The following is an 18,941-nucleotide window of genomic DNA, read 5'->3' on the forward strand; positions in this document are numbered from 1 at the left end:
CACCCTCTACGGTGGTATTGACCCTGAGTCTTCAGGGTGCCTGCCACCACACCAAAAAAATAATCCATAGTTATCAGTCAATTAACTATGGCACGTCGAATGCAATGACCCCGGGGAACCGTTTGAAACCGCAACAAGGAACCCCTGATGAGCCTTAATTTGCTGGAACAAAGCCTTGGCCAACTGGCCTGCGACATTCCCGGTGCCACCCGGATCTTTCACACCTTCAAGCTGGACTTCTGCTGCGGCGGCCATAAAAGCCTGCGCGAAGCGGCGCTGAGCAAAGAGCTCGACCCGGTGGTGATCGCCGAAGCCCTGCACATCCTGCAAGACACCGGCGAAAGCCAGTACGACTGGCGCCATGAACCGTCGCAAGAGCTGATTGCCCACCTGCTGACCCGCTACCACGCCCGCCATCGCGAACAACTGCCGGAACTGATCCGCCTGGCACGCCGCGTCGAGCATGTCCACGGTGCGCGCCCTACCTGCCCCAACGGCCTGGCCGATCTGCTGAACGATCTGCAACAGGAACTCGAAAGCCACATGCTCAAGGAAGAACAGGTGCTCTTCCCGATGTTGCAACAAGGCTTCGGTCCCCAGGCTGCGCCGCCGATCCAGGTCATGCGTTTCGAGCATGATCAACATGGCGAATCGCTGGAAAAACTGAATGTTCTGACCAACAACATCACGCCACCGGCCGATGCCTGTAATACCTGGCGCGCCTTGTATCGCGGCCTGCTGGAATTCCGTGATGACCTGATGCAGCACATCCACCTGGAAAACAACGTCCTGTTCGTCAACGCCCTCAACCCACGTTGATCGATCAGCCCCACCCAGCCCGCGTCAGTCATCCGGCCGACGCGGGTTTTGTTTGTCAGCAACGCCCGACGTTCAACCGTGCCAATAGAACATCGCCTTGGCGAGGATCACGATCAACACCATATGCCCGAGGATGCTGCGGCGGATCCACAGGGCACGGGCGTCGCTCAGCCGCCCCCTGGTCAGCAGCAAGGCCAGCGCCAGGTAGTGGCCGATGATGCTCAGCGCCAACAGGATCTTCAGGCTCAACAGCGTGCCAAACTGACTGGCGAATGGCTGGCTCAGCGCCCCCCGGTACTGCCACGCCATACCGATGCCGGCGCCGTACAACGCCAACACCACGCCGTGCAGCACCTTGCGCGAGCGCGCGGCAATCGCCCGGTCAGCGGTCGCCGCACCCACCGCTTGCAGACGGGCCTGATGCCAGATCAGCACCTCGAAAAACAACGTCCCGATGAAGGCGATGGCCGCCAGCAGGTGTGTCACCAATAAAAAGGGGTACATCGACGCTCACCTCCCCGGGGCTTAGCCCGGATGTCCGTCAACCCGGGCGCGCAGCAGCATCGGCGCATAACGCCAGGTGTACAGCGCAAACGCCAGCGCCCAGCAGGTGCCCGCGAGCCACAACGCCGGCAACGGGAACAGCGGGACCAGGGCGACGCGGCTCAGGCAACCCAGGTTGAGCAGGATGAACGCCAGGGTCATGCCGCGAGGCGGTTCCAACGGACGCCCGGTGTGGCCAAGGCTGACCCGGGCGATCATCGCCAGGACCAGGCCGCCCATCGCACCGATCGTCAGGCAATGCACCGCCAGGCTCGGATTGATCGGCGCACCGAAGTGCCACAGCGCCATGCCCAGGCAGGCGATGGCCAACCAGCCGTAGGCCAGGTGCAGCGACCACAACAACGGCACCCGCCACAAACCCCGGTCATGCCAGCGAACCAGACGGATCAGATGCCCGACGCCCAGCGCGGCGAACAGCAAGCCGACCCAGACGTTGGCGTAGAGCGCAGGCCCGACGGCGTACAGCACGGCCACCAGCGGCGAGCCGATCAGCAGCAGCCAATCCAGCCAGGCCCATGGCGCCACGGCGTCCTTGCGCCCCAGGCCGCGCTGGGTGAAGAACGGAATGACCCGCCCACCGATCAGGCCCATCATTGCCGCCACCAGCCAGAGGCCGGCCAGCACACCCTGACGTTGCCAGCCTTCATGACCGGCGAGCAGCCCGTACAACGACAAGCCGTCGGCCACGGCCAGCAACAACAGGACCACCACAATCGGGTAGTTGCGCTTCTGCCGCACCTTCCACAGGGTGAACCCCATGAGGACGGCCACCGCCAGCGGAAACGCCAGCTCCAGAACCGCCAGCACCGCCCAGGGCGCATCGGCCAACCAGGCCACCCGCGCCAGCAACCACACCACCGCCAACAGGGCCAACGGCTGGCCGCTGAGGCCGGGGCGACTGGTCCAGGTCTGCACGGCGGTCAGCAGGAAACCGGCGATGATCGCCAACCCGAACCCGAACAACAATTCATGTCGATGCCAGCCCAGCCAACCGCCAGCGGGCTGCCAACTGGCGACCGAACCGCTGAAAGCGGCCAGCCACAGCGGGATCGCCAACAGCGCCAACAGGCAGCCGGCGAGAAAAAATGGCCGAAACGCCAACCGCAATAGCGGTGGAACCGCCAGCGCCTTACTGCGCTCAAGAACTTGCATGAAGCCACTCCTCTGCCTTTCCCGGCGCCTGCACGCAGCGCCTGGGTCAATCCGGGCTCAATCATCAGGGATTAATCATCAAGCGCCTTTGTCGCAAATCAAGAGTGCAAGGGCTGTGCCCACTATCATCGCCGTGCAGGGACTGGCGATCGCCTCTCAAGCGAGTCATTAAGACCAGGTGCAAATGACCCTATGCGGTCATTAAGACCCCATCGACCGAGGTGTTTTCAACCCTGCCGACCAGCGAACCCAGTGAACACAAGGGCTTTGAGTATGGCCCGGGTCTTGCTGAGCAGGGTCATCCTTCACCTACGATTGCCTGGAGTCATCATGAAAAAGATCATTCAGCCATTGGGCTGGTTTGTGGTGTTGACCTCGGTCCTTGCCCTGGCCAGCAGCCTTTCTTTAGGCCTCGTCTGAGCGGATCGCCAGCCCTTTCCTCAATTTTCAGGATGAACTTCCATGGTGCTTCACCGCGTCCACCACCAGATTCTGCGCAGTCATCATTTGTTCGAACCGCTGAACGACGAACAGATGAACGAACTCATGGGTAGCAGCCAGTTGCTGAGCATCGACAAGGGCGAGCCGCTGTTCCGCCAGGGTGAGCCGGCGGACTCGTTCTACTTCGTGATTGCCGGCGCAGTGAAGATCTACCGGCTGACGCCCGATGGGCAGGAGAAGGTGTTCGAGGTCCTTGGCGACCGCCAGACCTTCGCCGAAGCGATGATGCTGATGGACACGCCCAACTACGTGGCCTCGGCGGAAGCCGTCTGCCCGACCCAGCTCTACCGGTTGTCCAACAGCACTTACATGCGCCTGCTGCAGAGCAACAGCCGGCTGACCTTCGCTCTGCTGGGCAAGCTGTGCGTCCGCCTGCACCAGCGGGTCAACGAAATCGAAACCCTGTCGCTGAAAAACGCCACCCACCGGGTCGTGCGGTATCTGCTGACGCAGCTGGTGCGCCAGCAGACGGTGAACGATCAGTTCGAACTGCCGATGGCCAAGCAACTGATTGCCGGCCACCTGTCGATCCAGCCGGAAACCTTTTCGCGGATCATTCGCCGCTTGATCGATGAACACATCATCACCCAGGACGGTCGGCAGATCGCCATTCTCGACCGCCTGCGCCTGGAACAATTCGAATGAGCGACCTGCCTGTCTGCCTGTATTGCCAACACGCCAACCCGGCGCACCAAGCCGAATGCCGCGAGTGCGGCATGCCGTTGCCGGCATCGGCCGCAGGCGCCGGGGAGCGTCGGCAATGCCGGTTCATGTGGTTCTGCGTCGTTCTAAGCCTGTTCTGCGTGGCGATGTTCTTCTGGTTGCCGCGCAGCATGACCTGAGTTCTCTCAGGGCAAGCGCTGTGGGGAGCGAGGTGAACACCGAATCTTCATTCAACAGAGATCTCCCTGTGGGAGCGAGCCTGCTCGCGATGAACATCCAGGCACCGCAGGCATTCTGACGGCCCGCGTTATCGTTCGCGACCCTCGCGAGCAGGCTCGCTCCCACAGGTGGCTTTCACGGCTGGGTCAGCTGCCGGTACAACTGCGGCAGGCGCAGGGGCAGTTGTTCGGGCTGGCGGATCAGGGTGTAGCCGTTGGCGCCGAACATGTACGGCAGGTAGTCACCGGCCTCGCGGTCGATGGTGATGCAGAACGGCGTCAAGCCCTGGCGGCGTGCCTGCATGACCGCTTCGCGGGTGTCTTCCACACCGTAGCGCCCTTCATACAGGTCAAGGTCGTTGGGTTTGCCGTCGGTCACCAGCAACAACAGCTTGCTGCGCCGTTTGCTCTGCCCCAGCAGGTGCGTTGCGTGGCGAATGGCGGCGCCCATGCGAGTGTAGTAACCGGGCTTGAGTCCCTGGATACGCCCGCGGGTGTTGTCGTCATAACGCTGGTCGAAGGACTTGAGCTCCTGCATGCGCACCTGCTGGCGTCGCAGGGAAGAAAACCCGTACAGGGCAAACTCATCCCCCAGCCCTGACAACGTCTCGCCAAACAACAACAGGCTGTCGCGCACGACGTCGATGACTCGGTGCTCATCGTTCAGGTGGGCGTCGGTGGACATCGACACATCGGCCAGCAACAGGCACGCCAGGTCGCGGCGGGTCTGGCGTTGTTCCATGAACAGGCCCCGCTCGACACACTGACCGTGCGCGCGCTCGACATGGAAGTCCAGCCAGGCCTGCATGTCCAGTTCCGAGCCCTGGGTTTGCTGACGCAGCCATTGACGATCGTTGCGCAGGTGCTCGAACTGGCGCCGCAGACGATGGGCCGAGGCCTTGAGCCTTTGCGGCAAAGGCTGCGCTTCACAGTCGCGGGGCACCATCATTTGCAGGTTGACGAAGCCGTCCTGCAATTGCTGCTTGCGGTAGTCCCACTCCGGCAACTTGATGCCCTCGCCCAGCGGCACATCGTCGACATCCGCCGGCGGCAGATCCAGGTGCAGCTTGAGCCCGCCGCCCTTGCGCAGGCGTGTGCGCGAGAGGGTCAATTCATCCAGGTCGTCGGCGACCTTCGAAGCATCCTCGTCCTCGCTGTCGTCCTCCCAGCGATCCAGATCCACATGTTCGCTCCAGCTGAACAGGTTCTCCAGGCGCACTACCAGGAAGCCACCGTCACGGGTACTGTCATCGATTCGCTTGGCGCGCTTGCGCCCGCTCTTCTGTTCGCCGGGCGCGGTGGCAAGCGACTCTTCGGACTCCTCGCCCAGGTCCGCCGTCTGCGGACTGACAAGGTTCTGCGGCGGGTACAGCCACAACGGCAGCGGCCAGGCCGCCCGCTCGCTGCGTGGGAAATGCTCGACACTGCCCGGTTCGCGCAGTGCCTGGCACAACGCCCGCTCCAATGCCGCTTCGCTGCGGTTCAGCGAGGCGGGATCGGGGCGCAGTTGCAGGTGCGCATCGACCAGGCGCTCATAACGCGCGCGCAACGCCGGAAAGCGCTGCAACAGCTGTTGCGTCCAGCGTTGATTGTCGCGCCCCCAGTGGCGCATCTGCCCGGACTGTGCCGCCAGCAAGGCCAGCCAGCGATACAGTTCTTCGTTCAGCGCGGCCTCGGGAAACACCGCCAGGCTCGACGGCAGGCGCAGCGTCGCGTCATCCCGCCAGGCCAACGGCACCTGTTTACAGGTGCCGGCAATCTGCTGCAGGACGTTGCGCCGCAGCAGCAGATCGCGGTCGCTGGCAGCTTCGACACCGATACCACTGGCGCCGCCCATGGCACGGAACAACAGCGCCAGCGCGCGTTGCTGCCTGGCGAACTCGACGCGCGCCTCCGGAAAGTCCGGGCTGGCGCGCCGGGTGATGAAGCGGTGCCAGACACTGCCGACCCACTCTTCCAGTTCGACGGTAAAGGCCATTGAATGTGCCCTTTGTGAAACCAAAAAACGGCCCGCTGTACCAGCCGGGCCGACCTTTTCTAGCCGTGACACCGGCTCATGAAGGAACAACCGGAGCCGGGGCGCGCAACGCGGCGCGACCGCGCTGCCTGAAGCTGAACAGGTAGCAGACCAGCCCGGCCAGGAAGCCGACACCCGAACCCAGACGGGCCCAGAACAACACTTGCAGGTGATCGACCGTGGCCATGAACGGCATGGCCAGACCATCGGCCTGCCAGCGTTGCAGGTAGACCTGAACGGCACCGGCAGCGGTGAGGAACAGAGTGATCGCCACCATCGACAGTGTCATCAGCCAGAAGCCCCAGATTTCCAGCGTCTGCGATCGTTCGTCACCGGCTTCACCCAGGCCGCGCAAGCGTGGCATGGCGTAGCTGATCAGCGTCATGACAATCATCGCGTAGGCACCGTAAAACGCCAGGTGACCATGAGCCGCCGTCAGTTGCGTACCGTGGGTGTAATAGTTGACCGGAGCCAGGGTGTGCAGGAAACCCCAGACGCCCGCCCCGAAAAACGCGGTGACCGTGGTGCCCTTGGCCCACAGGGTGGCCGCACGATTGGGGTGTTGCCGACGACGTTTTTTCACCATGCTGAAGGCGAACATCACCATGGCCAGGAACGGCAGCGGCTCCATGGCAGAGAAGATCGAACCGACCCACAGCCAGACCTCGGGTGCACCGATCCAGAAGAAGTGGTGACCGGTGCCGATGATCCCGGTAATCAGCGCCATCGCGATGATCACGTACAGCCATTTCTCCACCACTTCGCGGTCGACGCCGGTGATCTTGATCAGCACGAAGGCGAGCATCGAACCCATGATCAGTTCCCAGACGCCTTCCACCCACAGATGCACCACCCACCACCAGTAGAACTTGTCGCGGGCCAGGTTTTCAGGGTTGTAGAAGGAGAACAGGAAGAACACCGCAAGGCCGATCAACCCGGTCATCATGACCATGCTGACCGTGGTCTTGCGACCTTTGAGCAGGGTCATGCCGATGTTGTAGAGGAAGCCCAGGCAGACGACCACGATCCCCATCTTGGTGATGGTCGGCTGCTCCAGGAACTCGCGCCCCATGGTCGGCAACAGCTCGTTGTGGGTCAGCCGGGCCAGGCCCGCGTAGGGCACCAGCAGGTAGCCGAGGATCGTCAGCACACCCGCCACGGCGAACACCCAGAACAGCAGAATCGCCAGTTTCGGGCTGTGCAGCTCGCGGTCGGCCTCTTCCGGAATCAGGTAGTAGGCCGCCCCCATGAAGCCGAACAGCAGCCATACGATCAACAGGTTGGTGTGAACCATCCGCGCCACGTTGAAGGGAATGACCGGGAACAGGAAGTCGCCGATCACGTATTGCAGGCCCATGATCAAACCGAACAGCACCTGACCGAGGAACAGCATCAAGGCGAACACGAAGTACGGTTTGGCCACGGCTTGCGAGGCGAATTTCAGATGCGGATTAGCCATGCTCATCTCTCAGCCCTCCTTGTTTGGCGGCCAGTTATTGGTATTGATCTTCGAGCTCCACTTGAGGAACTCGGAGAGGTCATTGACCTCCTGCTCCTTCAGGTTGAACTGAGGCATCGCTCGACGACCGGGTACGCCCAACGGCTGCATTTTCATCCACGCCTGGAGGAACGGCTTGAAGCCCTCCTCGCCGCCGCGACGCTGGAACACGTTGCCCAGCTCGGGCGCAAAGTAGGCACCCTCGCCCAGCAGCGTATGGCAGCCGATGCAGTTGTTTTGCTCCCAGACCGTCTTGCCGCGTATCACTGACTCGGTCAGTTGATCGGCATTGCTTCGTTGGGGAAAGGTCTGCTCTGTGTGGTAGGTCAAGGCCAGGAATATCAGGAAGAAGAACACGCTTCCTCCGAAGTAGATATTCCTGGCCATGCCCTTGGTGAAGGTCTCTGACATGGTCGCTTCCTCATTGCTTGGCCCGTCCATGATAGGAAGCCGAGGGTCCAAACCCGCTTGATGGCAATCAAGAAAATCAGATGGTTTTACTCGGGTATAGGCCAGGCAGAGCATTGCGCTTATCCGCGCAGGGTCACCAGCGTCAGCCCGACCAGGACCGCCAGGACCAACGCCCAGGCCAGCATCAGCCGGCGCCACAAGCGCGGCGCCCGGCGCAGCTCCATGAAGCCTTCGGTGATCAGCCAGGCCTTGCCCACCGCCACCAGCAGGATGGCCACCGACAGCAGCCAGGTGGCACCGGAATGCGCCAGCAACACCGTGCACACGCTCAATATGGCCAGCGCGGCCCAGCAGAGCCACAACAACCGGGAAGCCGACATAAGCCCTCGCCTCAATTCAGTACGTAGACCAGTGGAAACAGCACCACCCAGATCAGGTCGACCATGTGCCAATACAGCACACCGGATTCGAAACCGCTGCGATTGCTCGCGCCGAACAGTCCTCTTCGGCAACGCATGGCCAGCCACCCAAGGATGCACATGCCCAGCAGCACGTGGACAAAATGAAACCCGGTGAGAATCCAGTAGAGGGTAAAAAAGGTGTTGTGCTCCATGCCCAGCCCGGTGGCCAGCAAATGCCGGTACTCGGTGAGTTTCAACACGACATAGACACTGGCGGCCAGCAGCGCCGCCAGCAGGAGCACCGCGCCGCGACGGGGCTGCGAGTGCCGGACCTGCTCCTGCGCCAGCGCGGCAAACAGGCCGGCGGTGAGCAGGCTGAGGGTCATCGCCAGCCCGGTGGAGGCGTCCAGCAAGGCGCGACTGTCGGCGAACAGTTGCGGCTTGATGGCCTGGGTCACGGCGAACGCCAGGATCAACAAGGCGAACACCGACAGCTCGGCGAGTATGAAAAACCACATCGCCAGGTCGCCCGGCAGATGGCCGGGCGACCCGGGGGTGGATTCAACCGAAGTGGACATCGACCACGCCCATCAACGCCGCGACGGTCAGCGGATCGTCGCTCAACGGTTCGGCCAGGCAGGCCAGGCAGGCCTCTCGCGGGCTCATGCCGGAGCGGATCATGCGCGCGGTGAAAATCAGCAGGCGGGTCGAGGCGACTTCTTCCAGGTCATGCTGGTCGAGCCTGCGCAACGCCTGCCCCAGCTTGACCACTTGCGCCGCCAGCGCGCTGTCCACCTGGGCTTCGCGGGCGACGATGCGCTCTTCCTCGGCCACCGGCGGATAGTCGAAACGCATCGCCACGAAACGCTGGCGGGTGCTGGGCTTCATGCCCTTGAGCAGGTTCTGGTAACCCGGGTTGTACGACACCACCAGCATGAAAGACGGCGGCGCCTTCAGCACTTCACCGGTGCGTTCGAGGAACAGCTCACGACGATCATCGGCCAGCGGGTGCAACACCACCGCCGTGTCCTGGCGCGCCTCGACCACTTCGTCGAGGTAGCAGATGCCGCCCTCGCGCACCGCACGGGTCAGCGGCCCGTCCTGCCACCAGGTGCCCTGGGCGCCGATCAGGTGCCGGCCGATCAGGTCGGCCGCGCTCAAATCGTCGTGGCAGGCAACGGTGTACAGCGGCAGGTTCAAGCGGTGTGCCATGTGCTGGACGAAACGGGTCTTGCCGCACCCGGTCGGGCCTTTTATCAACACCGGCATGCCGTGATGCCAGGCCTGTTCGAACAGCGCCTGCTCATTGTTGAGTGGTTGGTAGAAGGGTTCGGTGTGGATTGCGCGTGACTGGCTGGGGTCCATGAAGCACCTGATTCGACAACGGATTCGAGGAACACGCTACGAGCCCCTGCGACAACTTGGCAAGCACCACGGCCGGCAAACTTGATCACCGTCAAGCAGCCTTTGGCGTGCGCCGGCATAGCCTTGCAACGCACTAAGAACCTGCGTCCTGTGCTGTCGTCTGGGCACATAGAAGAGGTCCAGCCTGAGGAGAAATGGAATGCTGATCAGTAATAGAAAAACGTTAGCTGTGACTGCCGCCACACTGTTTTCAACACTCGCCATGAGCCACGCCGTCGGGGCCGGCGAAGCCGCTCCCGCTGTGGCGAAAGCGGCCCTGGTGACCAGCGCCGGCGCGCCGGACATGAGCCAGGCCGAGTTCGACTCATCCAAGGAAATCTACTTCCAGCGCTGCGCCGGTTGCCACGGCGTGCTGCGCAAGGGTGCCACCGGCAAGCCACTGACGCCGGACATTACCCAGTCTCGCGGCCAGGCGTACCTGGAAGCCCTGATCACCTACGGCTCGCCAGCGGGCATGCCGAACTGGGGCACGTCCAATGCGCTGACCAAGGAGCAGATCACCTCCATGGCCAAGTTCGTCCAGCACACGCCGCCGACTCCGCCGGAATGGGGCATGGCCGAGACGCTGAAGACCTGGAAAGTGCTGGTCAAGCCAGAAGACCGGCCGAAGAAGCAGTTGAGCAAACTCAACCTGCCCAACCTGTTCTCGGTGACCTTGCGCGACGACGGCAAGATCGCCCTGATCGACGGTGACAGCAAGAAAATCGTCAAGCTGATCGAGACCGGGTATGCGGTGCACATCTCGCGGATTTCCGCATCCGGTCGCTACCTGCTGGTGATTGGTCGCGACGCCCGCATCGACATGATCGACCTCTGGCCGGCGGAGCCGACCAAGGTCGCGGAAGTCAAGGTGGGCATCGAAGCACGCTCGGTGGAGACCTCCAAGTTCAAGGGCTACGAGGACAAATACACCATCGCCGGTTCCTACTGGCCGCCGCAGTTCACCATCATGGACGGCGAAACCCTGGAGCCGAAACAGATCGTCTCGACCCGAGGCATGACCGTCGACAAGCAGGAATATCACCCGGAGCCAAGGGTCGCGGCGATCATCGCCTCCCACGAATGGCCTGAGTTCATCGTCAACGTCAAGGAAACCGGCAAGGTCATGCTGGTCAATTACGAAGACATCAAGAACCTCAACATCACCTACATCGACGCCGCGCCGTTCCTGCATGACGGTGGCTGGGACAGCTCCCATCGCTACTTCATGACCGCCGCCAACAACTCCAACAAGGTCGCCGTGATCGACTCCAAGGATCGCAAGCTGACCTCGCTGGTGGACGTGGGCAAGATCCCGCACCCGGGCCGTGGCGCCAACTTCACCCACCCGACCTACGGACCGGTGTGGGCCACCAGCCACCTGGGTGACGAGGGCATTTCATTGATCGGCACCGACCCGGCCAAACACCCGCAATACGCCTGGAAACAAGTGGCCTCGATCAAGGGTCAGGGCGGTGGTTCGCTGTTCATCAAGACCCACCCCAACTCCCGTCACCTGTACGTCGACACCACCCTCAACCCGGACGCCAAGATCAGTCAGTCGGTGGCGGTGTTCAACATCGACAAGCTCGATGCCGGCTTCACCGTGCTGCCGATTGCCGAATGGTCGGGCATCAAGGAAGGCGCGATGCGCGTCGTGCAACCGGAATACAACAAGGCCGGCGACGAGGTCTGGTTCTCCGTGTGGAGTGGTCAGTCGGATGAATCCGCACTGGTGGTGATCGACGACAAAACGCTGAAGCTGAAATCGGTCATCAAGGACAAGCGCCTGATCACACCGACCGGAAAATTCAACGTTTACAACACCCAACACGACATCTATTGAGCTTCATCAATACAAGGAAACACCATGAAAAATACTCTGCTTTCACTGTTCGCCCTGACCGCCGCGCTCAGCGTGCAACCGGCCATGGCAGACGACGCTCTGGCGTTGTTCAAGAGCAAGCCGTGCGCGGCCTGCCACTCGATCGACAGCAAACTGGTCGGCCCGGCGCTCAAGGACGTCGCGGCGAAAAATGCCGGGGTCGCCGGTGCTGCGGACACCCTGGCCAACCACATCAAGAACGGTACGCAAGGCAACTGGGGCGCGATGCCGATGCCGGCCAACCCGGTGACCGATGAAGAAGCGAAAACCCTGGCGAACTGGGTACTGAGTCTCAAATAACCAATGGGAGGGCGTCATGAACATCTACCGACACATTGTCGTCCTGGCGGCCCTCCTGCTCTTTTGCGCAACCTCGGTTGCCTCGCCTGACGCCCCGCGCCAGGCCCGACTTGAACACCTGCTGGTCCAGGATTGCGGCGCCTGCCATGGCCTGCACATGACCGGCGGACTCGGCCCGGCGCTGACACGCTCGGCATTGGCCGGAAAATCCAGGGACAGCCTGATTGCCACCGTCACCCTAGGCCGGCCTGGCACCGCCATGCCCGGCTGGGCCCCGTTGCTCGGCCCCGACGACATCGGCTGGCTGGTCGACCTCCTACTCCAGGGATACCCCGCACTATGATCCGTACCTTTCTGCTGTCGGCAGCCGCCAGTCTGCTGTTGTCCGGCTGTGCCCAACCACCGCTGCGGGGCACCGGCGATCTCGGTGTAGTGGTCGAACGCGCCACCGGCAGCGTGCAGATCATCGAAAGCGACACCCGCACGGCGCTGGCGCGGCTCGAGGGCCTGGGCGACCTGTCCCATGCCTCGGTGGTGTATTCGCGTGACCAGCGCTACGCCTATGTATTCGGTCGCGACGGCGGGTTGAGCAAGATCGACCTGTTGACCCAGCGCATCGAGCAGCGTGTGATCCAGGGCGGTAACGCCATTGGCGGCGCCATCAGCCAGGACGGCAAACTGATCGCCGTGTCCAACTACGTGCCCGGCGGGGTCAAGGTGTTCGATGCCCGGACCCTGGAGCAAGTGGCGGACATCCCGGCCACGCCGCTGGGCGATGGCAGCAAACGCTCACGCACCGTCGGGCTGGTGGACGCGCCCGGGCAGCGATTCGTGTTCAGCCTGTTCGATACCGGCGAGATCTGGATCGCCGACTTCAGCCAGGGCACCACGCCGCAGATCAGTCGTTACACCGGCATTGGCCAACAACCCTATGACGCGCTGATCACCCCGGACGGCCGCTATTACATGGCCGGACTGTTCGGTGAAGACGGCATGGCACAACTCGACCTCTGGCACCCCGAACGCGGCGTGCAACGCGTGCTCGGCGACTACGGGCGCGGCCAGGCGAAGCTGCCGGTCTACAAGATGCCGCACCTGGAAGGCTGGGCGGTCGCCGACAACCAGGCATTCGTGCCGGCGGTCGGGCGCCACCAGGTGCTGGTGATGGATGCGCGCACCTGGAAACAGACCGCCGCCATTGCCGTCGCCGGCCAACCGGTATTCGTGACTTCGCGCCCCGACGGTCGGCAGCTGTGGGTCAACTTCGCCTATCCGGACAACGACCGGGTCCAGGTCATCGACACCGAAACCCACGCCGTGGTCGCCGACCTGCGCCCAGGACCTGCGGTGCTGCACATGGAGTTCACCGCGCGGGGCGACCAGTTGTGGCTGTCGCTGCGCGATGGCGATCAGGTGCAGGTCTGGGACCCCTACAGCCTTAAGCCGATCAGCACCCTCCCCGCCAGCGCGCCGAGCGGCATTTTCTTCAGCAGCCGTGCACAAAAAATGGGTTATTGACATGGACCTCGACCTGCTCAGCCGTCAACTGATCGACCGTTTCCAGCACGGCATGCCGCTGTGCGCCGAACCCTATCGAGCAATGGCCCAGGTGCTGGGTTGCACCGAAGCCCAGGTCATGGCCTGTCTGCAACGCCTGGAACTGGCCGGGGCCCTGTCGCGCATCGGCCCGGTGTTCGAACACAGCCGCGCCGGCGCCAGTACCCTCGCCGCCCTTGCCGTGCCCGCCGAACGCCTGCACCAGGTCGCCGAACGCGTCAGCCAGTACCCCGAGGTCAATCACAATTACGCACGCGAACATCACTACAACCTGTGGTTCGTGCTGACCGGCCCCAACCGCCAACACATCGAGCGCGTGCTCGAGGAACTGGAGCGCGACACCGGCCTCACCCCGCTGGACCTGCCGATGCTCACCGCCTACCGCATCGACCTCGGTTTCGCCCTGGGAGACAGCCCATGCAAGCGGGTCTGACCCCTCGGCAGGCAACCGCCCTGCGTCGTCACCTGGAGGCTGGCTTACCGCACGTTTCGCGGCCCTACCAGGCCCTCGCCGAACGGATCAACGCCGACGAACAGGGCGTGCTCGAGCAAATGCGCCAGTGGCACGAGCAGGGGCTGTTCCGCCGGGTCGGCCTGGTGCTCAACCATCGTGCCCTGGGGTTCACCGCCAACGCCATGCTGGTGCTGGATGTGCCGGACGCGTTGATCGACGAAGTCGGTCAGCGCCTGGGTGGCACGCCCGATGTCAGCCTCTGCTATCAACGGCCACGGCGCTTGCCGCAATGGCGCTACAACCTGTTCTGCATGGTTCACGGTCGGCAACGCGAGCGTGTCGAGGCGCACATCCAGACCCTGCTGGCCGAACACCTGCTGAGCGACCTGCCCCACCAACTGCTGTTCAGCACCCACGCGTTCAAGCAATGCGGCGGGCGCTTCGCACCCACGATTCCAGGAACCCATCCCCATGGATGATCTCGACCGCCGCTTGATCAATCGCCTGCAACTGGGCCTGCCACTGGTGCGCCACCCCTGGAAAGCCCTGGCCGCCGAACTGCACAGCAGCGACAGCGAGTTGCTCGACCGCCTGCACCGGCTGCTCGAGGACGGCTTGCTCACCCGTTTCGGGCCGATGTTCGACATCGAGCAGTTGGGCGGCGCCTTCACCCTCGCGGCGCTGGCGGTGCCCGAGGAGCGCTTCGACGAAGTGGCCGAGCAACTGCATGCCCTGCCCGAGGTGGCGCACAACTATCGACGCGAACACCCATGGAACATGTGGTTCGTCCTCGCCTGCGCCACTGAACAACGCCTCGGCGACACCCTGCAGCACATCGAAACCCTGACCGGCCTGCCGTTGCTCAATCTGCCCAAAGAGGAGACTTACCATGTCGGTCTGTATTTCCCGGTCTGAAGACCTCCTGGCCCACCGCCTGATCGAACTGACCCAGGCCGGCCTGCCGCTGCTCGAAGACCCTTGGGCCTGGCTCGCCGAACAATTGGACCTGAGCGTCGAATCGACCCTGGAGCTGCTCAAGCGCCTGCAAGCCGAGGGCGCCATCCGGCGCATCGCCGCCGTGCCCAACCACTATCGCCTGGGCTATCGCTTCAACGGCATGACGGTCTGGGATGTGCGCGACGCAGAGATGCCACGCCTCGGTGCGCTGCTCGGTGCGCAACCCTTCGTCAGTCATTGCTATCGCCGCCCACGCCGTACCGACTGGCGCTACAACCTGTTCGCCATGGTGCACGGGCGCAGCAGCGAGGAAATCGACAGCTACCGCGAGCACCTGCGCTACCTGCTGGGCGACGCCTGCAGCGCCGATGAAATGCTGGTCAGCAGCCGCATCCTGAAGAAAACCGGCCTGCGCCTGCCGCCCACCTCACTCTAGACACACGCCGACTCAAGGAGAGCTGCATGTTGAGGATCAGCCAATACCTGCGGGCGCTGACAGGCGGGGCACCTGCCCCCGGAACCCGCCCACCGGGCAGCCACCGCGCCCCCGTGGTGATCTGGAACCTGCTCAGGCGCTGCAACCTGACCTGCAAGCACTGTTACGCCACCTCGGCCGACAGTGTGTTTCGCGACGAACTGGACACCACCACGGCCATGGCCGTGATCGACGACCTGCACGACGCAGGGGTCAAGGTGCTGATTCTGTCCGGCGGTGAACCGCTGTTGCGCCACGACCTGTTCGTGCTCAGCGCCTATGCCCGCTCCAAGGGGTTCTTTGTCGCCCTGTCCACCAATGGCACGCTGATCGACGAACAGAACATCGCGCACATCCGCGCCGCGCAATTCGATTATGTCGGGATCAGCATCGATGGCCTCGAGGCCACCCATGATGAATTCCGTCAACTCAAGGGCAGCTTTGCCAGCTCCATGCGTGGCATCCAGCTGTGTCGCGAACAGGGTATTCGCGTCGGCCTGCGCACCACCCTCACCCAGGAAAACCACGCGCAACTGCCGCATTTGCTTGAGCTGATGCGCGAATACGACGTGCAGAAGTTCTACCTGTCGCACCTCAACTACAGCGGTCGCGGCAAACGCAGTCGCCAGCTCGACGCCCGGCAACAGATGAGCCGCGAAGCGATGACACTGATCTTCGAGCGGGCCTGGGCGGACATCCTGCAGGGCCTGGACAGCGATTTCGTCAGCGGCAACAACGATGCCGACGCCATCCTGTTGCTGCACTGGGTGGACCAGCACCTGCCCCAGCACACGGCGCGCCTGGAGCGCATGCTGCGCGACTGGGGCGGCAATGCCTCCGGCAGCGGTATCGCCAACATCGACAACACCGGCGAAGTTCACCCTGACACCTATTGGTGGCAGCACTCGGTGGGCAATGTGCGACGCACGCCCTTCCGCACCCTCTGGCTGGAACAGCCCGACGCCCTGTTGCAGCAACTGCGCGTGCATCCGCGCGCCGTCGGTGGCCGCTGCGCCGAGTGCCGCTGGCTGGCCATCTGCAACGGCAACACCCGCACCCGCGCCTGGGCCGAAGGCGACCTCTGGGGCCAGGACCCCGGTTGCCACCTCAGCGATGAAGAAATCGGCCGGCCGCCGGTCACGACCATCGCTTGCGTCACCCACTGAATTGCCCGTTCGGCCAACCATCTGAATAGGTTGGGGCCGATCAACCTGATGAAGCACCAAGGACGTCCCATGCCTTTATCGATTGCTCTACCGGCCACACTCGAGTCCCTGTTCAGACCGGGCGAAGTCGCCCTGGTCGGCGCCGGCCCCGGCGATCCACGGCTGTTGACCCTGCGCGCCTGGAGCCTGTTGATGCAGGCCGATGCGGTGGTCTATGACCGTCTGATCAGTCCCGAACTGCTGACCCTGATCCCCCTCACCTGCGCTCGGCACTATGTCGGCAAGGCCAGTGGCTGCCACAGCCTGCCCCAGGATCAGATCAATCAGTTGCTGGTCGACCTCGCCGATCAGGGCCAGCGGGTGGTCCGCCTCAAGGGGGGCGACCCGTTCATTTTCGGCCGTGGTGCCGAGGAACTGGAGTACCTGCTGGCGCGCAACGTCGATTGCCAGGTGGTCCCCGGGATTACCGCAGCCTCCGGTTGCAGCGCCTACGCCGGCATCCCGCTGACGCATCGGGAGCTGGTCAACTCCTGTCGCTTCATCACCGGTCACCTGCATAACGACGGCGAGTTGAAGTTGCCCTGGCACGACCTGGCCGATGGCAGCCAAACCCTGGTGTTCTACATGGGGCTGTCCAACCTGGGAATTATCGCCCGCAAGCTGATCGAGGCCGGGCTGTCGGCCGACACACCGGCGGCCCTGATCAGCAACGGCTCGCGCCCCGATCAGCAGGTGATCCGTGGTCCGCTGCATCAACTGCCGACCCTGGCGCTGACGTGCCCACCAGGGATTGCGACGCTGACGGTGATTGGCCAGGTGGTCGACCTGTTCGCCGCGCAACCCATGGAACACCCGGCACGCTTCTATCCGGTCCAGGCGCTGCAGCGCCGCAACAAGGTGGCGCTATGAAGCGCGGCCTGCTTGTCCCGCTGCTCTGCCTCGGCGTCGCCCAAGCGAGTGCGGCGACCACCCCCGCCGCGCTGGCAGAGGCCGCGAGGGACTATCGACAACATTGCCAGAGTTGCCACGGCGCCAACCGATTCGGCGCGACCGGGCCGGCGTTGCTGCCGGAGAGCCTGAGCCGGATCAAGCCCGACGAGATCCGCAACGTGATCGCCAACGGACGTCCCGCCAGCCAGATGGTCGGCTACGCCAACGTGTTCGACCCGGCCCGAATCGAGGCCCTGGCGGATTACCTGCAACAACCGCCCGCCACCCCGCCGGTCTGGACCGACGATGACATTCGCCGCAGTCACAGCGTGGTTGCCGATCTCGGAAAACTGCCCGCCACACCCCAGCATGGCGCCGACCCGCTGAACCTGTTTGTGGTGGTGGAAGCCGGCGATCACCACATCAACATCCTCGACGGCGACCGCTTCACCGTCCTGGCGCGGTTCGCCTCGCGCTTTGCCGTGCATGGCGGGCCGAAGTTTTCGCCGGACGGACGCTTCGTCTATGTGGCTTCGCGCGATGGCTGGGTGAGCCTGTACGACCTGAATAACCTGAAACTGGTCGCCGAGGTCCGCGCCGGCCTCAACACCCGTAACCTGGCGGTGAGCAAGGACGGACGCTGGGTGCTGGTGGGCAACTACCTGCCGGGCAGCCTGGTGGTGCTCGATGCCCGCGACCTGTCGCTGGTAAAAACCATTGCCACGATCGGCCAGGACGGCACGGCTTCGCGAGTCAGCGCGGTCTACACCGCTCCGCCACGGGACAGTTTCATCGTCGCGCTCAAGGACGTGAAGGAAGTCTGGGAAATCTCCAGTGCCGGCACGCCGGATTTCCAGCCACGACGCATTCCCGCCGAGGACATGCTCGACGATTTCTCCTTCTCACCCGACTACCAGCAATTGCTGGCCACCTCGCGCAAGGCCAAGGGTGGCCAGGTCATCGACCTCGACACCGGCAAGGTGGTCACCGACATCCCCCTGCCGGGCATGCCGCACCTGGGCTCCGGGACCTACTGGAAGCGCAACGGTGAATGGGTATTTGCCACACCGAACATCAGCAAGGGGCTGATCTCGGTGATTGACTTCAAGACCTGGAAACTGATCAAGGAGATCCCGACCCTCGGACCGGGTTTCTTCATGCGCAGCCATGTCAACTCGCGGTACGCCTGGACCGACGTGTTCTTCGGGCCAGACAACGATGCCATCCACCTGATCGACAAGCAGACCCTGGAAATCGCCCATACCCTGCGACCGATGCCGGGCAAGACCGCCGCGCACGTCGAGTTCACCCGCGACGGCCGCCACCTGCTGCTGAGCATCTGGGCCACCGACGGCGCACTGATCGTCTACGACAGCAACACCCTCGAGGAGATCAAGCGCATCCCGATGAACAAACCGTCGGGCAAGTACAACGTCGGCAACAAGATCGAGTTTGCCGAAGGCACTTCGCACTAGAGATTTCCACCTCGGCCCCTGTGGGAGCGGGCTTGCTCGCGAAGAGGCCAACCCATTCAACATCGATGTTGACTGACCGGACGCTTTCGCGAGC

At 63.3% G+C, this 18,941-nt stretch carries 22 protein-coding genes; 14 read left to right on the forward strand and 8 right to left on the reverse strand.

The window, feature by feature from the left end; all coding sequences use genetic code 11:
* The first annotated feature begins 147 nt into the window (after positions 1–147).
* Complete coding sequence (gene ytfE / locus IB249_RS24100; RefSeq protein ID WP_192308238.1) at positions 148–819, forward strand: iron-sulfur cluster repair protein YtfE; 672 nt, start codon at positions 148–150, stop codon at positions 817–819.
* Between the two features lie 72 nt (positions 820–891).
* On the opposite strand, the gene IB249_RS24105 is transcribed toward ytfE, so the two are convergent.
* Together IB249_RS24105 and IB249_RS24110 are read right to left on the reverse strand one after the other, a co-directional pair.
* Positions 892–1,323 carry a hypothetical protein gene (locus tag IB249_RS24105; protein ID WP_192308239.1) on the reverse strand — a complete coding sequence of 144 codons (432 nt, stop codon included), beginning with the start codon at positions 1,321–1,323 and terminating at the stop codon, positions 892–894.
* 21 nt (positions 1,324–1,344) lie between these two features.
* The gene (locus IB249_RS24110; protein ID WP_192308240.1) at positions 1,345–2,535 is read right to left on the reverse strand and encodes an NnrS family protein; all 1,191 of its coding nucleotides are present in this window, start codon (positions 2,533–2,535) and stop codon (positions 1,345–1,347) included.
* A gap of 462 nt (positions 2,536–2,997) precedes the next feature.
* Between IB249_RS24110 and IB249_RS24115 the strand changes: the two genes are divergently transcribed.
* Entirely contained in the window at positions 2,998–3,681 is a 684-nt protein-coding gene (locus IB249_RS24115; RefSeq protein WP_192308241.1) for a Crp/Fnr family transcriptional regulator, read from the forward strand.
* Entirely contained in the window at positions 3,678–3,878 is a 201-nt protein-coding gene (locus IB249_RS24120; RefSeq protein WP_192308242.1) for a protein DnrP, read from the forward strand. Before IB249_RS24115 ends, IB249_RS24120 begins: the two co-directional genes overlap by 4 nt.
* Positions 3,879–4,053: 175 nt before the next feature.
* Here the strand turns inward: IB249_RS24120 and IB249_RS24125 are convergent, their stop codons facing one another.
* The 6 genes from IB249_RS24125 to IB249_RS24150 form a co-directional block, all read right to left on the reverse strand.
* On the reverse strand, positions 4,054–5,895 hold the full coding sequence (locus IB249_RS24125; RefSeq protein ID WP_192308243.1) for a nitric oxide reductase activation protein NorD: 1,842 nt from the start codon (positions 5,893–5,895) through the stop codon (positions 4,054–4,056).
* Positions 5,896–5,971: 76 nt separating this feature from the next.
* Positions 5,972–7,399 carry a cbb3-type cytochrome c oxidase subunit I gene (locus IB249_RS24130; protein ID WP_192308244.1) on the reverse strand — a complete coding sequence of 476 codons (1,428 nt, stop codon included), beginning with the start codon at positions 7,397–7,399 and terminating at the stop codon, positions 5,972–5,974.
* Positions 7,400–7,402: 3 nt separating this feature from the next.
* Positions 7,403–7,843 carry a c-type cytochrome gene (locus IB249_RS24135; protein WP_192308245.1) on the reverse strand — a complete coding sequence of 147 codons (441 nt, stop codon included), beginning with the start codon at positions 7,841–7,843 and terminating at the stop codon, positions 7,403–7,405.
* A gap of 119 nt (positions 7,844–7,962) precedes the next feature.
* On the reverse strand, positions 7,963–8,223 hold the full coding sequence (locus IB249_RS24140; protein ID WP_192308246.1) for a cytochrome C oxidase subunit IV family protein: 261 nt from the start codon (positions 8,221–8,223) through the stop codon (positions 7,963–7,965).
* An 11-nt stretch (positions 8,224–8,234) separates the two neighbouring features.
* A complete protein-coding gene (locus tag IB249_RS24145; protein WP_192308247.1) occupies positions 8,235–8,822 on the reverse strand; it encodes a cytochrome c oxidase subunit 3 family protein in 588 nt (195 codons plus the stop codon).
* The gene (locus tag IB249_RS24150; protein ID WP_192308248.1) at positions 8,806–9,609 is read right to left on the reverse strand and encodes a CbbQ/NirQ/NorQ/GpvN family protein; all 804 of its coding nucleotides are present in this window, start codon (positions 9,607–9,609) and stop codon (positions 8,806–8,808) included. Before IB249_RS24150 ends, IB249_RS24145 begins: the two co-directional genes overlap by 17 nt.
* Before the next feature lie 262 nt (positions 9,610–9,871).
* On the opposite strand from IB249_RS24150, the gene nirS reads away from it, so the two are divergent.
* From nirS to IB249_RS24205, 11 genes are all read left to right on the forward strand, one after another.
* Positions 9,872–11,494, forward strand: coding sequence for a nitrite reductase (gene nirS, locus IB249_RS24155; RefSeq protein WP_225607164.1), 1,623 nt, complete (start codon positions 9,872–9,874; stop codon positions 11,492–11,494).
* Positions 11,495–11,518: 24 nt separating this feature from the next.
* The gene (locus IB249_RS24160) at positions 11,519–11,833 is read left to right on the forward strand and encodes a c-type cytochrome (protein WP_192308250.1); all 315 of its coding nucleotides are present in this window, start codon (positions 11,519–11,521) and stop codon (positions 11,831–11,833) included.
* A gap of 16 nt (positions 11,834–11,849) precedes the next feature.
* On the forward strand, positions 11,850–12,176 hold the full coding sequence (locus IB249_RS24165) for a c-type cytochrome (protein ID WP_192308251.1): 327 nt from the start codon (positions 11,850–11,852) through the stop codon (positions 12,174–12,176).
* A complete protein-coding gene (locus IB249_RS24170; protein WP_192308252.1) occupies positions 12,173–13,351 on the forward strand; it encodes a cytochrome D1 domain-containing protein in 1,179 nt (392 codons plus the stop codon). Before IB249_RS24165 ends, IB249_RS24170 begins: the two co-directional genes overlap by 4 nt.
* A 1-nt stretch (position 13,352) precedes the next feature.
* A complete protein-coding gene (locus tag IB249_RS24175) occupies positions 13,353–13,823 on the forward strand; it encodes an Lrp/AsnC family transcriptional regulator (RefSeq protein WP_192308253.1) in 471 nt (156 codons plus the stop codon).
* Complete coding sequence (locus tag IB249_RS24180) at positions 13,808–14,323, forward strand: AsnC family protein (protein ID WP_192308254.1); 516 nt, start codon at positions 13,808–13,810, stop codon at positions 14,321–14,323. The genes IB249_RS24175 and IB249_RS24180 overlap by 16 nt, the downstream gene beginning before the upstream one ends.
* Complete coding sequence (locus tag IB249_RS24185) at positions 14,316–14,759, forward strand: Lrp/AsnC family transcriptional regulator (RefSeq protein WP_192308255.1); 444 nt, start codon at positions 14,316–14,318, stop codon at positions 14,757–14,759. The genes IB249_RS24180 and IB249_RS24185 overlap by 8 nt, the downstream gene beginning before the upstream one ends.
* The gene (locus IB249_RS24190; RefSeq protein ID WP_192308256.1) at positions 14,734–15,237 is read left to right on the forward strand and encodes a nitrite reductase; all 504 of its coding nucleotides are present in this window, start codon (positions 14,734–14,736) and stop codon (positions 15,235–15,237) included. Before IB249_RS24185 ends, IB249_RS24190 begins: the two co-directional genes overlap by 26 nt.
* A 26-nt stretch (positions 15,238–15,263) precedes the next feature.
* Positions 15,264–16,442, forward strand: coding sequence for a heme d1 biosynthesis radical SAM protein NirJ (gene nirJ / locus IB249_RS24195; RefSeq protein WP_192308257.1), 1,179 nt, complete (start codon positions 15,264–15,266; stop codon positions 16,440–16,442).
* A 69-nt stretch (positions 16,443–16,511) separates the two neighbouring features.
* Positions 16,512–17,351 carry a uroporphyrinogen-III C-methyltransferase gene (gene cobA / locus IB249_RS24200; protein ID WP_192308258.1) on the forward strand — a complete coding sequence of 280 codons (840 nt, stop codon included), beginning with the start codon at positions 16,512–16,514 and terminating at the stop codon, positions 17,349–17,351.
* Entirely contained in the window at positions 17,348–18,847 is a 1,500-nt protein-coding gene (locus IB249_RS24205) for a cytochrome D1 domain-containing protein (protein WP_192308259.1), read from the forward strand. The genes cobA and IB249_RS24205 overlap by 4 nt, the downstream gene beginning before the upstream one ends.
* Positions 18,848–18,941: the final 94 nt, after the last annotated feature.

Origin of the sequence: Pseudomonas sp. PDM04 (assembly GCF_014851765.1) — a bacterium.
Taxonomy (GTDB): domain Bacteria; phylum Pseudomonadota; class Gammaproteobacteria; order Pseudomonadales; family Pseudomonadaceae; genus Aquipseudomonas.

What these genes read in the sequence shown, in the direction of transcription:
- IB249_RS24135 (WP_192308245.1), bottom strand. Translation starts at nt 7,843, where the DNA reads ATGTCAGAGACCTTCACCAAGGGCATGGCCAGGAATATCTACTTCGGA.
- IB249_RS24110 (WP_192308240.1), bottom strand. Translation starts at nt 2,535, where the DNA reads ATGCAAGTTCTTGAGCGCAGTAAGGCGCTGGCGGTTCCACCGCTATTG.
- IB249_RS24160 (WP_192308250.1), top strand. Translation starts at nt 11,519, where the DNA reads ATGAAAAATACTCTGCTTTCACTGTTCGCCCTGACCGCCGCGCTCAGC.
- IB249_RS24140 (WP_192308246.1), bottom strand. Translation starts at nt 8,223, where the DNA reads ATGTCGGCTTCCCGGTTGTTGTGGCTCTGCTGGGCCGCGCTGGCCATA.
- IB249_RS24185 (WP_192308255.1), top strand. Translation starts at nt 14,316, where the DNA reads ATGGATGATCTCGACCGCCGCTTGATCAATCGCCTGCAACTGGGCCTG.
- IB249_RS24180 (WP_192308254.1), top strand. Translation starts at nt 13,808, where the DNA reads ATGCAAGCGGGTCTGACCCCTCGGCAGGCAACCGCCCTGCGTCGTCAC.
- IB249_RS24150 (WP_192308248.1), bottom strand. Translation starts at nt 9,609, where the DNA reads ATGGACCCCAGCCAGTCACGCGCAATCCACACCGAACCCTTCTACCAA.
- nirS (WP_225607164.1), top strand. Translation starts at nt 9,872, where the DNA reads ATGAGCCACGCCGTCGGGGCCGGCGAAGCCGCTCCCGCTGTGGCGAAA.
- nirJ (WP_192308257.1), top strand. Translation starts at nt 15,264, where the DNA reads ATGTTGAGGATCAGCCAATACCTGCGGGCGCTGACAGGCGGGGCACCT.
- IB249_RS24205 (WP_192308259.1), top strand. Translation starts at nt 17,348, where the DNA reads ATGAAGCGCGGCCTGCTTGTCCCGCTGCTCTGCCTCGGCGTCGCCCAA.
- IB249_RS24125 (WP_192308243.1), bottom strand. Translation starts at nt 5,895, where the DNA reads ATGGCCTTTACCGTCGAACTGGAAGAGTGGGTCGGCAGTGTCTGGCAC.
- cobA (WP_192308258.1), top strand. Translation starts at nt 16,512, where the DNA reads ATGCCTTTATCGATTGCTCTACCGGCCACACTCGAGTCCCTGTTCAGA.
- IB249_RS24175 (WP_192308253.1), top strand. Translation starts at nt 13,353, where the DNA reads ATGGACCTCGACCTGCTCAGCCGTCAACTGATCGACCGTTTCCAGCAC.
- IB249_RS24170 (WP_192308252.1), top strand. Translation starts at nt 12,173, where the DNA reads ATGATCCGTACCTTTCTGCTGTCGGCAGCCGCCAGTCTGCTGTTGTCC.
- ytfE (WP_192308238.1), top strand. Translation starts at nt 148, where the DNA reads ATGAGCCTTAATTTGCTGGAACAAAGCCTTGGCCAACTGGCCTGCGAC.
- IB249_RS24115 (WP_192308241.1), top strand. Translation starts at nt 2,998, where the DNA reads ATGGTGCTTCACCGCGTCCACCACCAGATTCTGCGCAGTCATCATTTG.
- IB249_RS24130 (WP_192308244.1), bottom strand. Translation starts at nt 7,399, where the DNA reads ATGAGCATGGCTAATCCGCATCTGAAATTCGCCTCGCAAGCCGTGGCC.
- IB249_RS24165 (WP_192308251.1), top strand. Translation starts at nt 11,850, where the DNA reads ATGAACATCTACCGACACATTGTCGTCCTGGCGGCCCTCCTGCTCTTT.
- IB249_RS24190 (WP_192308256.1), top strand. Translation starts at nt 14,734, where the DNA reads ATGTCGGTCTGTATTTCCCGGTCTGAAGACCTCCTGGCCCACCGCCTG.
- IB249_RS24120 (WP_192308242.1), top strand. Translation starts at nt 3,678, where the DNA reads ATGAGCGACCTGCCTGTCTGCCTGTATTGCCAACACGCCAACCCGGCG.
- IB249_RS24105 (WP_192308239.1), bottom strand. Translation starts at nt 1,323, where the DNA reads ATGTACCCCTTTTTATTGGTGACACACCTGCTGGCGGCCATCGCCTTC.
- IB249_RS24145 (WP_192308247.1), bottom strand. Translation starts at nt 8,822, where the DNA reads ATGTCCACTTCGGTTGAATCCACCCCCGGGTCGCCCGGCCATCTGCCG.